Origin of the sequence: Streptomyces sp. NPDC048523, assembly GCF_043199815.1 — a bacterium.
GTDB lineage: Bacteria > Actinomycetota > Actinomycetes > Streptomycetales > Streptomycetaceae > Streptomyces.
In genome coordinates, this window is sequence record NZ_JBICWQ010000001.1 from 876177 (window position 1) to 890092 (window position 13916).

Here is a 13916-nt window from a genome sequence, read left to right on the forward strand (position 1 = left end):
CACACGCACGGTCGGCGCTCACCACTTGCCGGGCGCGTAGTCCTTCAGGAAGACCCCGTACACGTCCTCGCCGGCCTCGCCGCGCACGATCGGGTCGTAGACGCGGGCAGCGCCGTCGACCAGGTCGAGGGGGGCGTGGAAGCCCTCCTCGGCGAGGCGGAGCTTGTCGTAGTGGGGGCGTTCGTCGGTGATCCAGCCGGTGTCGACCGAGGTCATGAGGATGCCGTCGGTCTGGAACATCTCCTGGGCGCTGGTCCGCGTGACCATGTTCATGGCGGCCTTGGCGGCATTGGTGTTCGGGTGGCCCGCGCCCTTGTAACCGCGGCCGAAGACGCCCTCCATCGCCGAGACGTTCACGACGTAGGAGCGTCCGCTCCCGGCCTTCTTCGCGGCGTCGGCCATGGCCGGGCGCAGTGCGCTGATCAGGATGAACGGTGCCGTGTAGTTGCACAGCTGGGTCTCGAGGAGCTCCACCGGGGAGATCTGCTCGATGGTCTGGACCCAGGTGTTGCTGTCGACGACGTCGGGGACGAGGCCGCCCGCGTCGATGGCGGTGCCGTCGAGGTGCCGGGCCACGCTGGCGTTGCCCGCGACCAGGGCGAGGTCGGCGACCTGCTGGGCGTCGAGGCCGGAGATCCCGGCGGGCAGGGAGGCGAGACCGTCGACCGCGCCGGAACCGAAGGCGCCGATGACGTGGTGGGCGGGGAGTTCACCGGCGGGCAGCGGGGCGCTCTCGCCGTCGACCAGGGCGGCGTAGGCGGAGGGCAGCCGGCGTACGGTCTGGGTGGCGTTGTTGACGAGGATGTCGAGGGGGCCCGCCTCGGCGACCTGCTCGGCGAGGGCCACGGCCTGGGCCGGGTCGCGCAGGTCGATGCCGACGACCTCCAGACGGTGGATCCAGTCCCCGGAGTCGTCCATGGCCTTGAAGCGGCGGATGGCGTCCTTGGGGAATCGGGTGGTGATGGTGGTGTGCGCGCCGTCGCGCAGCAGCCGGAGCGCGATGTACATGCCGATCTTGGCGCGGCCGCCGGTGAGCAGGGCGCGCTTGCCGGTGAGGTCGGCGCGGACGTCGCGCTTGGCGCGGTTCAGGGCGGCGCAGTCCGGACAGAGCTGGTGGTAGAAGTAGTCGACCTCGACGTACCGGGTCTTGCAGGTGTAGCAGGAGCGCGGGCGCTGGAGTATCCCCGCGACCCGGCCCTCCTCGGTCACCGACCGCGGCAGGATGCCCTCGGTCTCGTCGTCGATGCGCTGGGCGGAGCCGGTCGCCGTGGCCTCCGTGACCGCCTTGTCGTGGGCGGTCTTGGCGGCCCGGCGCTCTTGCCGGCGGCGCTGCTTCACGGTGCGGTAGACCGCGGCGGTGGCCCGGCGCACGGCGATCGCGTCGGGGTGGTCGACCTCCAGCTTGTCGAGCTCCTCGAGCACGGCGAGACAGACGGCCAGCCGCTCCGGGTCGATGCCGGGGCCGTATACGACCTCGTCACCGGGCTCGCGCACGACCTCGTCCATGGTCGTCGCCGAGCCGTCCTCTGTCACCGTCATCGTGCTGCCGCTTTCCTGATCACCCGTGCGGCTGTGGCCGCGTCCGCTGGTCGAACGCGGAATTTTACTTCAGCGCCGGGCCCGACCCGCAATCCGGAAACGATCAAGAGCCGCAGGCGATCAGGAGTTCCTTCACCTCCTCGCTCAGTGCTCGCGCCAGCAGGTCCAGGTCGGGGACTGCTTCCGCGTCGGCGACGAGGCCGTAGTGGACCTGTCCCCGGTACGTCGAGATGGCGACCGCGAGGGACTGGCCGCGGGCCAGCGGGGCGAACGGATAGACCTCGGTGACCGGGTTGCCGCCGAGCTTCAGGCCGATGCCGGGCAGCGGGACGCTGGTGACGAGGATGTCGAACCACAACCGGGCCCCCTGACCGGCGAGCGGCCCGCCGAGGCGGTGGCCGAGGGCCGGGACGTGGTCGGCGAGCAGGGCGACCGCTCCCGCGCCCCGGTTGGAGCCCGCGTCCTTGTTGCGGTCCATGGCCGTGCGGACCGCGTCGAGGCGGCCCAGCGGGTCGGGGTCGTCGACCGGAAGCCTCATCAGATACCCGGAGAGCCGGTTGCCCTGCGGGTGCGCGGTGCGCGGCCGGCGCCTGGAGACGGGGATCAGGGCGCGGGGGGTCACGCCCTCGCTGCCGTCGCCGCGCTCGTCCAGCCAGCGGCGCAGGGCGCCCGCCACGACCGCGATCAGGACGTCGTTGACGGTGCCGCCGCGGCTCTTGCGGACGATGTGCACGTCGTCGAGGTCGACGACGACTCCGGCGGTGCGCCGGGTACCGCTCGGCTCGGAGACGAGAGCGGCGGAGGAGCGCACGCCCAGGGAGGACAGGGCGACGGAGGCGCCGATGTCGAGGGCCCGGCCCAGGTCGGAGACGGCACCCCGGACGAGGTCGGGCAGCTTGCGCACGTCCGGGAGCAGGCCCTTCGCGGGCTCCTCGGGGCGTGGCCTGCGTGCGGGCAGGTCCATCGGGTCCAGGACGGCGGCGGCGAGCGTCAGTGCCCGCAGTCCGTCGGCCAGGGCGTGGTGGAACTTGAAGAGCACGGCGAAGGAGACGCCGTCCTCCCCGGGCAGCACGTGCGCCTCCCAGGGCGGCCGTTCACGGTCCAGCGGCCGCTGCATGAGCCGACCGGCCTCGCTGTGGAAGTCCGCGGTCGGGGCGTGCAGCAGGACGTGCCGGAGCGGGTCGAAGTCGGGGTCGGGGACGCGGGCGGCTCCCCCGAAGGCGTACGGGAAGCCGAGCGGCCACACGTCCCGGATCCGCATCCGCAGGCCGGGCACGGCGGCGGCCCGGCCCGCGAGCAGGTCGGCCGCGTGGGCGCCCGCGGTGGGCGAGTGCGCCGTGAAGACGCCGAGCGCTCCCAGGTGCATCGGGTGCTCGGCGGACTCCATGTTCCAGAACGCCAGGTCGAGAGGGGCCAGCAGGTCGGATGTCAATGGCTTGCCTCGCGTCGACAACGGGTGGGTCAGTCAGTCAATCGCCCTCCGGCGATTACGGTCAAGTACGATCAAGCTACGCACAGTTAACAGCAGATTAAGTCCCGCCCCTCGGAGAAGAGGGCGGGACACATGCTGCTGATGTGGCCACCGGGGGTGATCAGCACCCGGCCGGGCTCGCCGGGGAGGCATTTCGGATGAGGGCCCGGCGCGCGGACCTGACCCGTTCGGCGTCCGGTCTCAGGACCTCGCGGTCGCAGGAGGTGCCCGCTGTGCAGGGAAGCAAGTCCGCCCGGCGCATGCCGTCGGCCCCCCGCGCGCGGGACAATGGACGCAAGAACCCTCCCCTGCCGGAAGAAGGCGACGGAGATGCCGAAGGTTTCCCGCGACACGGCCACTCAGGGCGGCGACTTCGGGGTGGTCGTCGACCGCGCCGAGGAGTTCGGCGACTACACGGTCGACTTCCTGACATTCCGCGAGGACGTCGACCACCGGCCTCTGCTCAAGGGGCTGCCCGACGACCGGTGCCAGTGCCCGCACTGGGGCTACGTCTTCAGGGGCGAACTCACCTTCCACTTCGCGGACCACGACGAGGTGTACCACGAGGGCGACGCGTTCTACGCCCCCGCGGGACATGTGCCCGTCCATACCGAGCCGGGCAGCGAGTACCTGCAGATCAGCCCCTCGGACGAGCTGCGCAGGACCAGTGAAGTGATCATGAAGAACTTCCAGTCCCTGCGCGGACAGGACTGACCCGGCGGACCGGCCCTAGGACACCAGCTGGCCCTTCCCGAGCGCGATGACCCCGCCCTTGGACACGGTGTAGAGCTCCGCGTCCCGCTCCGGGTTCACGCCGATCGTGGCGCCCGGCGGGACCTCGACGTTCTTGTCCAGGACGGCGCCGCGGACCACCGCGCCCCGCCCGATCTTGACGTTGTCGTGCAGCACCGAGCCCTGGACGACGGCCCCCGGGTCGACCAGGACACCGGGCGAGAGCACGGACCGGGTGACCTGGCCCCGGATCAGGCAGCCCGCGCTGATGATGGACTCGCTGGCGATGCCGCCGGCGTTGAAGCGGGCCGGGGAGAGCTGGCCGGAGTGGGTGTAGATGGGCCACTGCCGGTTGTAGAGGTTGAAGGCGGGGCGCTCGGCGATCAGGTCCATGTGGGCGTCGTAGTAGGCGTCCAGGGTGCCGACGTCCCGCCAGTAGCCCTGGTCGCGGGTGGTCTCACCCGGCACGTGGTTGGCGCTGAAGTCGTAGAGCTGGGCCTCGCCCCGGTCGGTGAGCTGCGGGAGGATCGAGCCGCCCATGTCGTGCACGGAGTGCTCGTCCTCGGAGTCCCGCTGGAGCGCCTCGATCAGGGCCTTGGTGGTGAAGATGTAGTTGCCCATGGAGGCGAACACGCGCTCCGGGTCGTCCGCCAGCCCCGGCGGGTCGGCGGGCTTCTCCAGGAAGCCGTCCACCGTGAGGCCGTCCGAGCCCGGGGAGATCACCCCGAACGAGGGGGACTCGGAGCGCGGGACGCGGATCCCGGCCACCGTGACGCCCGCGCCGGACTCGATGTGCTGCGCGAGCATCTGGCGCGGGTCCATGCGGTACACGTGGTCGGCGCCGAAGACCGCCACGTACTCGGGGCGCTCGTCGTAGAGCAGGTTCAAGGACTGCAGGATCGCGTCCGCGCTGCCCAGGTACCAGCGCGGTCCGAGGCGCTGCTGGGCGGGCACCGGCGTGATGTAGTTGCCCAGCAGGCTCGACATCCGCCAGGTGGTCGTGATGTGCCGGTCCAGCGAGTGCGACTTGTACTGCGTGAGCACGCAGATGCGCAGGATGTCGGCGTTGACGAGGTTGGACAGGACGAAGTCGACCAGCCGATACGTTCCTCCGAAGGTGACCGCCGGCTTGGCGCGGTCTGTGGTCAAGGGCATCAGGCGTTTGCCCTCTCCGCCCGCGAGTACGATGCCGAGCACCGAAGGTCCGCCACGACGCATGGCCGCTCCCCTCACCCTGGTTGATCCATCACTGCCCTTGTGCGGGGTCTGCTACGCCTGTTTGACGATCTCCTCGTACAGCCGGGCCGTACGCCGGGCGACCGCGTCCCAGCCGAACTCGCCCACCGCGCGCTCCCGGCCCGCCTCGCCCATCCGCCGGGCCGTCGCCGGATCGCCGATCACCGAGTCGAGTGCCCCGGCGAGGGCCGTTTCGAACGCGTCGTCCACGGTCACCAGCAGTCCGGTCCTGCCGTCGTCCACGACCTCGGGGATACCGCCGACCCGCGAGGCCACCACGGGAGTGCCGCAGGCCATCGCCTCCAGGTTGACGATGCCGAGGGGTTCGTACACCGACGGGCAGACGAACACGGCCGCGTGGGTCAGCAGCTGGATCACCTCGGGGCGCGGCAGCATCTGCGGGATCCAGTACACGCCCTCACGGACCCGGCTCAGCTCCTGGAAGAGCTCGCGGAACTCGCGGTCGATCTCCGGAGTGTCCGGGGCCCCCGCGCACAGCACGACCTGCGCGGCCGGATCGATGTCCCGCACCGCGCGCAGCAGGTGCGGCACGCCCTTCTGGCGGGTGATGCGGCCGACGAACAGCACGAACGGGCGATCGCGGTCCAGGCCGATGCGGTCCAGTACGTCGGTGCCGTGGTCGGGCCGGTACAGGGCGGTGTCGATGCCGTTGTGCACGATGTGGACCTTGGCCGGATCCAGCGCCGGGTAGCAGCCGAGGATGTCCTCGCGCATGGCTCCCGACACGGCGATCACGGCGTCGGCGGACTCGATCGCGGTGCGCTCGGCCCAGCTGGACAGCGCGTATCCGCCGCCGAGCTGCTCGGCCTTCCAGGGGCGCAGGGGCTCCAGGGAGTGGGCGGTCATGACGTGCGGGATGCCGTGCAGCAGCTTGCCGAGGTGGCCGGCGAGGTTGGCGTACCAGGTGTGCGAGTGGACCAGTTCGCGGTCTTCGAGGCCCGCGGCCATGGAGAGGTCCACGGAGAAGGTGCGCAGCGCGTCATTGGCGGTGTCCAGCGCGGACCAGGGCCGGTGCCGGATCACCCCCGCGGCCCGCTCCTTCAGGGAGACCTCGCCCCAGCAGTGCACGTCGAGGTCGACGAGGGACCTCAGCTCCCGGGCGAGAAACTCGACATGGACACCCGCGCCGCCGTACACGTCCGGCGGGTACTCCCGGGTCAGCAGGCCCACACGCACCCGGTACCCCCTGTCTCAGCGGCTGATGGCTTTCATGGTCACCCAGATGCGCCGCGCGGGGAAGAGCGCGGGGCTCGTGTGAAGCAACAGTCACCGCACACACCACCTCCCGGCAACCGGTAGTACAGACAGCAGCTGCGGCGGCGCAGGGTGCTGCTGTCGAGCGTGCCGGTGAGCAGAGGGTGGGCGAGGAGCCCTGCCGTGAGGTCGCGGGTGCGCGCGTGGGCGTCCGGGCGGTGGGCCAGCAGCTGACGGGCGGCGCCCGCGAGCGCCGATGCGGCGTTGCCCCACAGCAGTCCGGTGGCGAGCCGGTACTCGGCGTGCAGTGCCGCCGCCAGCGGTTCGAGATGGCCGTGCAGCACGACGTCGGCGAGGGTCTCGGCGTCGCCCGGCAACGGCTCGACGTCGTCCAGCCACAGGTCGTCGGGGGCGCTCGCGTCGGGGTCCCAGTGCAGCCGCCGGGGCGCCAGGTCCGGAAGCCGGCCGTACACGACCGCGCAGCCGAGCGCCACCGACCACAGCCGGGCCGCGAGGCCCTGGTGGGCGATGGAGGCCGCGATCCGGGGCTCGGGGGCGCGCAGGGCCCCGGCGACCTTCCGAACCCGAAAAGTCAGGGTATTTCGGTAAACATCCGATCGCCGGTTCTCGTAGACTTGTGCGAGGGTCGGCAGCGCCGGGCGCGATGGCGCGGCAGTGCCGCCGATCGTGCGCAGGACGAAGAAGGCGCCGAGCGGTCGCAGCGCCGCGAGTTCCGGGTCGAGGTCCACGACCAGCAGTAGTACCAAGGCCCGTAGGGGTACCCACCAGGGGGCCTCCACCCCGTGTCACCCGCCTTGGGGAGGACACGGACCCTTTTGTACTCCATCGGCAGTAGGACCCATTGCCTGCTCAGGTACGACGACGGGAAGAACTTTTCCGGGCATCGTGTTGGTCATGGAAGACGACCGTTCGTCGCGCCGGGCAGCCAGCCCCCGCCTCACGCAGAGGAGCAGCTCATGAGTGCCCTCGCGTTGTCCGTGCTCCTGTCCCTCGTCTCCGCCGTCGCCTACGCGGGCGGAGCGATCGTGCAGGAGCAGGTCGCGGTGTCGCACCCGGACGAGCAGTACGCGCCGCTGCGCCGGCCGAGCTGGTGGGCGGCGGTCGCGCTGAACGGCCTGGGCGGACTGCTGCACGTGGTGGCGCTGGCCTACGGGCCGCTCAGCCTGGTCCAGCCGCTGGGCGCCCTGACGATCGTGTTCGCGCTGCCGATGGCCGCGCTGTTCGTCGGCCGCAGGGCCGGGGCCACCGCCTGGCGCGGCGCGATCATGGCGACGGTGGGTCTGGCCGGTCTGCTCTCCCTGGTCGGAACCTCCGACGGGCACTCGCTGAGCACGACCCAGCGGGTGTTCGCCGGGCTGGTGACGGCCGCCGCGGTGGTCGCGCTGATGATCGCGGGCCGGGCCGCGCACCGGCACCCGGTGGTGCGCAGCGTGCTGCTCGCGACCGCGGCCGGCATAGCGTTCGGGATGTCCTCGGTGTTCACCAAGACGGTCGCCGTCGACTGGGACGGCGTCGTGTCGGCGGCGGACCTGCCCTCGCTGGCCGCGATCGGTGTCCTGGCGACCGCCGGACTGATGCTGTCGCAGGCCTCCTACCGCGGCGCCGGTCTCGCGGCGCCGCTGGCGACCCTGACGGTCGTGAACCCGGTGGTGGCGGCGGTGGTCGGCATCACGATGTTCGGAGAAACCTTCCGCTACGGCACCACGGGCACCGCGCTCGCCCTGAGCTGCGGTGTGGTGGCGGCGGGCGGGCTGATCCTGCTGACGACGGAGCGGATCCAGCGCACCCACGCCGAGCCGTCGGAGGCCGCGCTCCCCGACGACGGGGACGTGTTCGTCCCGGCGCCCGCCGAGAAACCGGCCGACGCTCTCGTGCGCGAGGGCGTGCTCGTCGAGCAGGTCGCCGCCCTGCGCGAGGAGTTGCTGGTGCCGTCCCCCGCCGCGCCCGACACGGCGCCGAGGGACGGCTCGGCCGAGGAGCTCCCGGACCCGGGCGGCGAGCCCCCGGCGTACTACGGCCCCTTCTACGGCGCCGCGTACATCCCGATGCCCGTCCTGGACCGGCACCGGACCCGGGTCAAATCCTGATGCCGCCGGCCCGGAGATACGCCACCGGGTCGACGTCGGAACCGAAGCCGGGCCCCGTCCGCACCTCGAAGTGCAGATGTGGGCCCGAGCTGTTGCCGGTGGAGCCCGAACGGCCGATGCGCTGCCCGCCGCCCACCGACTGCCCCGCCTTCACGGAGATCGCGGACAGGTGGGCGTACTGCGTGTAGCGGCCGTCGGCGTGCCGGATCACCACCTGGTAGCCGAAGGAGCCGCCCCACCCCGAGGTGACGACCTTCCCGGCCGCGACCGCTTTCACGGACGTCCCGGTGGGCACCGGGAAGTCGACGCCGGTGTGGTAGCCCTTCGACCAGGCGGAGCCCGCCTTGCGGTACGGGGTGCCGAGGGAGGCGTTCACGGGGGCCACCAGGCCCGTGTCCGAGGCCTTCTCGGTCTTCCTGCTCTCCTTGCTCTTCTCGCTCTCCTTGCTCTTCTCGCCGGTGTCGGAGGACGTCTTCTTCGTCGAGGTGTGGCCGGTGGTGGTCGGCGTGGCGACGGTGGCGCGCAGTTTCAGCCGCTGTCCGGGCAGGATCAGGTCGGGATCGGCCCCGGCCGTCTGCCGGTTGGCGGAGTACAGCCCCCGCCAGCCGCCCCGGACCTTGTGCGCGTCGGCGATCCCGGAGAGCGAGTCGCCCCGGACCACGGTGTACATCTCGGCGGACCCGGCCCGCGACTGCGGGGTGGTCTGCGGCTGGACGTCCCGCACGGAGGCGGTCTTCGTGGTGAGCGGCTGGACGCCCCGGCCGGAGGCCGCCTTCTTCGTGGCCGGCTGGATGTCCGGGGTGGAGCCCCCGCGCGTCAGCCCGGCCTGCACCGAGCACGCCGGCCAGGCTCCCGGTCCCTGTCCGTCCAGCACCTTCTCGGCCACGGCGATCTGCTGGTCCCTGGTGGCCAGATCCGCTCGCCCCGCGTACCGGGCGCCGCCGTACGCCTCCCAGGTGGACTGGGTGAACTGGAGCCCGCCGTAATAGCCGTTGCCGGTGTTGATGCTCCAGTTGCTGCTGGACTCGCACGCGGCGACCTTGTTCCAGGTGTCCACGTCGGCGGCGTGGGCGGTGCCGGTGCCGATGAGCGGGACCGCGATGCCGACGCCGCCGGCGGTGACGGTGAGCGAGGCGCGGTTGATCCTGTTCGGCTGATACCGGCGGTGCCGGCCGCGTGCGGCCATGGAGGCCTCCCCCTACAACATGCGTCAGGAGGGGCAAAAGTAAGCGCCGCGAACAGGCCATGACAAGACGGCAACCAGCCGCGTGGGGGCGCGTGCCGGACCGGCGTGTCCGGCTGAACGCAACGAGGCGCCCGAACCGTATCCCTGGTGTGCGGACAGTCCCCCGACAGGCCAGGATGACCGGTGGACGATACTGACAAGCACGACGTGCAGCAGCGATACATGACCTACGCGATCCACAGGATCTTTTGGGAGCAGGCGGTATGAGCAACACAGCGCAGATCGGCGTCACGGGCCTCGCGGTCATGGGCCGCAACCTCGCCCGCAACTTCGCCCGCAACGGCTATACGGTCGCCCTCCACAACCGGACCGCGTCGCGTACGCACGCCCTGGTCGAGGAGTTCGGCTCCGAGGGCGACTTCATCGCGGCCGAGACCGCCAAGGAGTTCGTGGCGGCGCTGGAGCGGCCCCGCCGTCTGGTCATCATGGTGAAGGCCGGTGAGCCGACCGACGCGGTGATCCAGGAGTTCGCGCCGCTGCTCGAGCCCGGCGACATGATCATCGACGGCGGCAACGCGCACTTCGCGGACACCCGGCGCCGGGAGCGCGACCTGCGCGAGCAGGGCATCCACTTCGTGGGCATGGGCGTCTCCGGCGGCGAGGAGGGCGCGCTCAACGGACCGAGCATCATGCCGGGCGGCCCGAAGGAGTCGTACGACTCTCTCGGCCCGATGCTGGAGAAGATCTCCGCGAAGGCCGCGGACGGGGCGCCCTGTGTGACGCACGTCGGTCCTGACGGTGCCGGGCACTTCGTGAAGATGGTCCACAACGGCATCGAGTACGCCGACATGCAACTCATCGGCGAGGCCTATCAGTTGCTGCGGGACGTGGCGGGGTACTCCCCCAGCCAGATCGCCGACATCTTCCGCACCTGGAACACGGGCCGCCTGGACTCGTACCTGATCGAGATCACGGCCGAGGTGCTCTCCCACGTGGACGCGGCGACCGGCAAGCCGTTCGTGGACGTCGTGGTGGACCAGGCCGAGCAGAAGGGCACCGGCCGCTGGACCGTGCAGATCGCCCTCGACCTGGGCGTCCCGGTGTCGGGCATCGCAGAGGCGGTCTTCGCGCGGTCGCTCTCGGGGCACGCGGAGCTGCGGGAGGCGTCCCGCGGTCTGGCCGGACCCAAGGCGTCGCCGCTGAGCGAGTCGGAGGCGGGTGCCTTCGCCGACCGCGTCGAGCAGGCGCTGTACGCCTCGAAGATCGTGTCGTACACGCAGGGCTTCCACGAGATCGCGGCCGCCCGTGAGGAGTACGACTGGGACATCGACCTGGGTGCCGTCTCGGCGATCTGGCGCGGTGGCTGCATCATCCGCGCGGCCTTCCTGGACCGCATCCGGTCCGCCTACGACACCCGCGCGGACCTGCCGAGCCTGCTCTCCGACGACACCTTCGCGCAGGAGATCGCCGACGCCCAGGACGACTGGCGCGAAGTCATCGTCGCGGCCACGCGGCAGGGTGTGCCGACGCCGGGCTTCGCGGCGGCGCTGGCCTACTACGACGCGCTGCGCGCCGAGCGGCTGCCCGCGGCGCTCACGCAGGGACAGCGGGACTTCTTCGGAGCGCACACCTACCGGCGCACGGACCGGGACGGCTCGTTCCACACGCTGTGGGGCGGGGACCGGTCCGAGGTGACCGGCTGAGCGTCGCCTGAGCTCCGACATGGAGGAGGGCCACCGTCCGGTGGCCCTCCTCCAGTGTGTTCACGTGGTTGCCGTCAGCTGAGCGGTGGCCCCGGTTCGGGGTTCGGTACCGGCTCCGGGCCCGGTGGGACCGGGGACGGCGACGGGTCGGGGACCGGGCCCGGGCCGGGTCCCGGAGTCGGGTCGGGGTCCGGGGGTGAGGGGGGCTCCGGGGTGGGTCCCGGCGGCGTGGGGACCGGGCCGGGGCCCGGAGTGGGGCCCGGCGGGACGGGGTCGGGGTACGGGTTGGTCATGAGGTCCTCCGGCCAGTCGGTCGACGTCGGCTCTGGACTACTCCCCCGCGTACCCGTGGGCGGCAACCGCAGTCACCCGGGTGGGCTCTCGGCTCAGAACCCCTCGGGGTGGGCCGCCAGCCACTCCTTCGCCGCGCGGAGCAGCTCCGGGCTCACCGCGGGGGCCTCGTCGGGGTGGCGTTCGGCCCACTTGACGACGTACGGGCAGAGCGGGGCGACGGAGACGCCCTCGCGAGCGGCGATGCCGTAGAGCTCGCGGGCCAGGGAGCCCGCTATGCCCTGCCCCTCGTGGGCCGGTTCCACGATGGTGTGGACCGGGACCAGGGCGCGCTCGGGCGATTCGAGGACGAAGTACTGGATGTGGCCGACGACTTCGCCTCCCGCGGGACCGAAAGCCTCCAGCCGTCCGGCCTGTCGGTCGTCGCGGATCTCGATGTCGCTCATGGGCACGCTCCTGGTCCGAAGGTCGTCGAGCAGGTCAGGCCGGCACCGCCTGCGGGCTGCGCTCCTGGTCCGAACCCGGTACCGGCTCGGACGGATCGGCCCCCAGGGCGACGACGCGGTTGTCACGGTCCACGTGCACGACCCGGGGTTCGAGTGCCCGCGCCTCGGCGTCGGTCACCTGAGCGTAACTGATGATGATCACCAGATCTCCGGGGTGGACGAGATGGGCGGCGGCACCGTTGATGCCGATCACCCCCGAACCGCGCTCGCCTTCGATGACGTACGTCTCCAGCCGGGCGCCGTTGGTGATGTCGACGATGTGGACGAGCTCACCGGGCAGCAGGTCGGCGGCGTCGAGCAGATCCGCGTCGATGGTCACCGATCCCACGTAGTGCAGGTCGGCCTGGGTGACGGTGGCTCGGTGGATCTTGGACTTGAACATGGTGCGCAGCATCGGAGCACTCCTGAACGTAGGCTCCCTGCCTGCGTTTTTGCAGGTCAAGGGCTGTTGAGGGATTTTACTGCTGGTCCGGCGTCCCGCCTTCGGCCCGGCGGAGTTCGTGACCATCGCCACAGCCGGGCGGGCCTCGCTCCGGCAACGACGGTTACGGCCCGCCCCGTGGTCTGTGCGTTTCCGGCGTCCTCGGGCGGGGACCCGGCGCCCGTGGTGGCCTACGGAGCGGAACAACGGGTGCGGGTGCCGGCCCTGCGGGCCCGGTGGCTGCGGCAGACTTTCGTGCACTGGCCGTTCCGGCCCGAGGCCGTGCAGGCTCTGCTGCCCCGGGAACTGGCCGTGGACGAGTACGACGGGGCGGCGTGGGTGGGTTTCACGCCGTTCGTGATGGCGGACGTACGACCGCCGGGTGTACCCGCGTCGGTACCCGGACTCCCCACGTTCGCCGAGACCAACCTGCGGACCTATGTGCGGCGCGAGGACGGACGGGACGGGATCTGGTTTCTGTCCATCGAGGTGGCCTGTCCGCTGATGCTGGCGGCTCGTGCCGTCGGGGCGCCGTACACGCTGGGCGACCTGTGCGTCGCCACGGACGGCGACACCGTGTCGTACACGGGCTCGCGAGGGGCCGGCCGCGTCTCGTACCGTCTGGACGTGCGTCCCGGGGAGCCCGTCCGGCCGACCGAGCGCGACGTGTGGCTGACCTCGCGGTGGCGGGCGTACACCCGTCGGTTGGGGGTTCTGCTGGAGACGCCGGTGGAGCACGAACCGTGGCCGCTGGCCGGGGCGGCCGTCGACGTGCTGGAGGAGACGCTCACCGCCGCGGTGGGCCTGCCCGCCCCGCTCGACGAGCCCGTCGTGCACTTCTCCCCCGGGGTCGAGCACGTCCGGCTCGGGCCCTCGCGGCCCCTTTTCCCATGAGGGGGCGGCTGCGCTTCGACGGCTGGATCGCGGGCCTGGGCACCGCCTCCGGGACCCGTGTCGTGCTGGGGCACTGGCCGCGGTCGCCGTTCGGGCCGTTCAGCGACGTGATGCTGGAACGGCCCGACGGGGAACGGCTGTTGCTCGCCCCCACCCGGCAGACGGCGGACTTCGTCAGCGGCACGTACGTCTTCGACACCGTGCGTGTCGTCCCGGTCGAGGTGCGAGTCTCCGGCCGGACCTGGAGTGTCACGGCCGGGCCGCTGGACCTGCGTTTCACAGCGGGCCGCCGACGACTCCTCGGGCTGCTGCTGCGTGCGGTGCCCGGTGTGCTCGCCCGGCAGCCGGCCTGGTGCACGCTCATCTCCGTTCCCGCCCGCGTGCTGCTGCCCGGTGTGCGCACCCGTGGCAGTGCGGGGGCGGGCCGCCGGGAGTGGTACGGAGCCCGGGACCTGCGGCCGATCGGCGCGGTGTCGGGGGTCTTCGAGGGCGACGACCTCGGTGCGGCGGCCCCCGTCGTCCCGCCCGTGCGGTTCGGGTTCGGGTCCGTGCCGAGGAGGCCCTCCCTCACCCGCGTCACGACCACGGTGGAACCGGCCCCGGAGTGAGGGACG

The 13916-nt window shown here is 71.7% G+C and carries 13 protein-coding genes; 5 read left to right on the forward strand and 8 right to left on the reverse strand.

Annotation, left to right across the window (positions count from 1 at the left end; genetic code table 11):
- Positions 1 to 18: 18 nt before the first annotated feature.
- Positions 19 to 1539: an SDR family NAD(P)-dependent oxidoreductase gene (locus ACGFWE_RS04025; protein WP_352384430.1), complete on the reverse strand. Its 1521-nt coding sequence runs from the start codon at positions 1537 to 1539 to the stop codon at positions 19 to 21.
- A gap of 103 nt (positions 1540 to 1642) precedes the next feature.
- Complete coding sequence (locus ACGFWE_RS04030; protein WP_352384429.1) at positions 1643 to 2971, reverse strand: wax ester/triacylglycerol synthase family O-acyltransferase; 1329 nt, start codon at positions 2969 to 2971, stop codon at positions 1643 to 1645.
- A gap of 369 nt (positions 2972 to 3340) precedes the next feature.
- Between ACGFWE_RS04030 and ACGFWE_RS04035 the strand changes: the two genes are divergently transcribed.
- The gene (locus ACGFWE_RS04035; protein WP_393597682.1) at positions 3341 to 3724 is read left to right on the forward strand and encodes a hypothetical protein; all 384 of its coding nucleotides are present in this window, start codon (positions 3341 to 3343) and stop codon (positions 3722 to 3724) included.
- Positions 3725 to 3739: 15 nt separating this feature from the next.
- Here ACGFWE_RS04035 and glgC read toward each other — a convergent pair whose 3' ends face one another.
- From glgC to ACGFWE_RS04050, 3 genes are read right to left on the reverse strand one after another with little or no spacing between them, the layout of a single operon-like run.
- Positions 3740 to 4960 (reverse strand): glucose-1-phosphate adenylyltransferase, encoded by a 1221-nt coding sequence (gene glgC, locus ACGFWE_RS04040; protein WP_352384425.1) that lies wholly within the window; start codon positions 4958 to 4960, stop codon positions 3740 to 3742.
- A gap of 51 nt (positions 4961 to 5011) precedes the next feature.
- Positions 5012 to 6175 carry a glycogen synthase gene (gene glgA, locus ACGFWE_RS04045; protein ID WP_352384423.1) on the reverse strand — a complete coding sequence of 388 codons (1164 nt, stop codon included), beginning with the start codon at positions 6173 to 6175 and terminating at the stop codon, positions 5012 to 5014.
- A 38-nt stretch (positions 6176 to 6213) separates the two neighbouring features.
- Positions 6214 to 6960: a (2Fe-2S)-binding protein gene (locus ACGFWE_RS04050; protein ID WP_393597685.1), complete on the reverse strand. Its 747-nt coding sequence runs from the start codon at positions 6958 to 6960 to the stop codon at positions 6214 to 6216.
- A 210-nt stretch (positions 6961 to 7170) separates the two neighbouring features.
- Between ACGFWE_RS04050 and ACGFWE_RS04055 the strand changes: the two genes are divergently transcribed.
- The gene (locus ACGFWE_RS04055) at positions 7171 to 8301 is read left to right on the forward strand and encodes a DMT family transporter (RefSeq protein WP_393597687.1); all 1131 of its coding nucleotides are present in this window, start codon (positions 7171 to 7173) and stop codon (positions 8299 to 8301) included.
- Here ACGFWE_RS04055 and ACGFWE_RS04060 read toward each other — a convergent pair.
- Complete coding sequence (locus ACGFWE_RS04060) at positions 8291 to 9487, reverse strand: transglycosylase family protein (RefSeq protein ID WP_393597689.1); 1197 nt, start codon at positions 9485 to 9487, stop codon at positions 8291 to 8293. The two genes, ACGFWE_RS04055 and ACGFWE_RS04060, sit on opposite strands and share 11 nt — an antisense overlap.
- A gap of 263 nt (positions 9488 to 9750) precedes the next feature.
- Here ACGFWE_RS04060 and gndA point away from each other — a divergent pair, with 263 nt between their 5' ends.
- Positions 9751 to 11190 carry an NADP-dependent phosphogluconate dehydrogenase gene (gene gndA / locus ACGFWE_RS04065; protein WP_352384416.1) on the forward strand — a complete coding sequence of 480 codons (1440 nt, stop codon included), beginning with the start codon at positions 9751 to 9753 and terminating at the stop codon, positions 11188 to 11190.
- Between the two features lie 386 nt (positions 11191 to 11576).
- On the opposite strand, the gene ACGFWE_RS04070 is transcribed toward gndA, so the two are convergent.
- Entirely contained in the window at positions 11577 to 11927 is a 351-nt protein-coding gene (locus ACGFWE_RS04070) for a GNAT family N-acetyltransferase (RefSeq protein WP_393597691.1), read from the reverse strand.
- 34 nt (positions 11928 to 11961) lie between these two features.
- Positions 11962 to 12381 (reverse strand): aspartate 1-decarboxylase, encoded by a 420-nt coding sequence (panD, locus tag ACGFWE_RS04075; protein WP_393597693.1) that lies wholly within the window; start codon positions 12379 to 12381, stop codon positions 11962 to 11964.
- A gap of 210 nt (positions 12382 to 12591) precedes the next feature.
- Between panD and ACGFWE_RS04080 the strand changes: the two genes are divergently transcribed.
- Positions 12592 to 13302, forward strand: a complete 711-nt coding sequence (locus ACGFWE_RS04080) for a YqjF family protein (protein WP_393597695.1) — start codon at positions 12592 to 12594, stop codon at positions 13300 to 13302.
- Positions 13299 to 13910, forward strand: coding sequence for a hypothetical protein (locus tag ACGFWE_RS04085; protein WP_352380403.1), 612 nt, complete (start codon positions 13299 to 13301; stop codon positions 13908 to 13910). Before ACGFWE_RS04080 ends, ACGFWE_RS04085 begins: the two co-directional genes overlap by 4 nt.
- The last annotated feature ends 6 nt before the right edge of the window (positions 13911 to 13916 follow it).

Excerpts from the sequence above, each read along its gene's own strand:
- ACGFWE_RS04025 (WP_352384430.1), bottom strand. The coding sequence starts at position 1,539 with ATGACGGTGACAGAGGACGGCTCGGCGACGACCATGGACGAGGTCGTG.
- ACGFWE_RS04035 (WP_393597682.1), top strand. The coding sequence starts at position 3,341 with ATGCCGAAGGTTTCCCGCGACACGGCCACTCAGGGCGGCGACTTCGGG.
- glgC (WP_352384425.1), bottom strand. The coding sequence starts at position 4,960 with ATGCGTCGTGGCGGACCTTCGGTGCTCGGCATCGTACTCGCGGGCGGA.
- ACGFWE_RS04055 (WP_393597687.1), top strand. The coding sequence starts at position 7,171 with ATGAGTGCCCTCGCGTTGTCCGTGCTCCTGTCCCTCGTCTCCGCCGTC.
- ACGFWE_RS04060 (WP_393597689.1), bottom strand. The coding sequence starts at position 9,487 with ATGGCCGCACGCGGCCGGCACCGCCGGTATCAGCCGAACAGGATCAAC.
- gndA (WP_352384416.1), top strand. The coding sequence starts at position 9,751 with ATGAGCAACACAGCGCAGATCGGCGTCACGGGCCTCGCGGTCATGGGC.
- ACGFWE_RS04070 (WP_393597691.1), bottom strand. The coding sequence starts at position 11,927 with ATGAGCGACATCGAGATCCGCGACGACCGACAGGCCGGACGGCTGGAG.
- panD (WP_393597693.1), bottom strand. The coding sequence starts at position 12,381 with ATGCTGCGCACCATGTTCAAGTCCAAGATCCACCGAGCCACCGTCACC.
- ACGFWE_RS04085 (WP_352380403.1), top strand. The coding sequence starts at position 13,299 with ATGAGGGGGCGGCTGCGCTTCGACGGCTGGATCGCGGGCCTGGGCACC.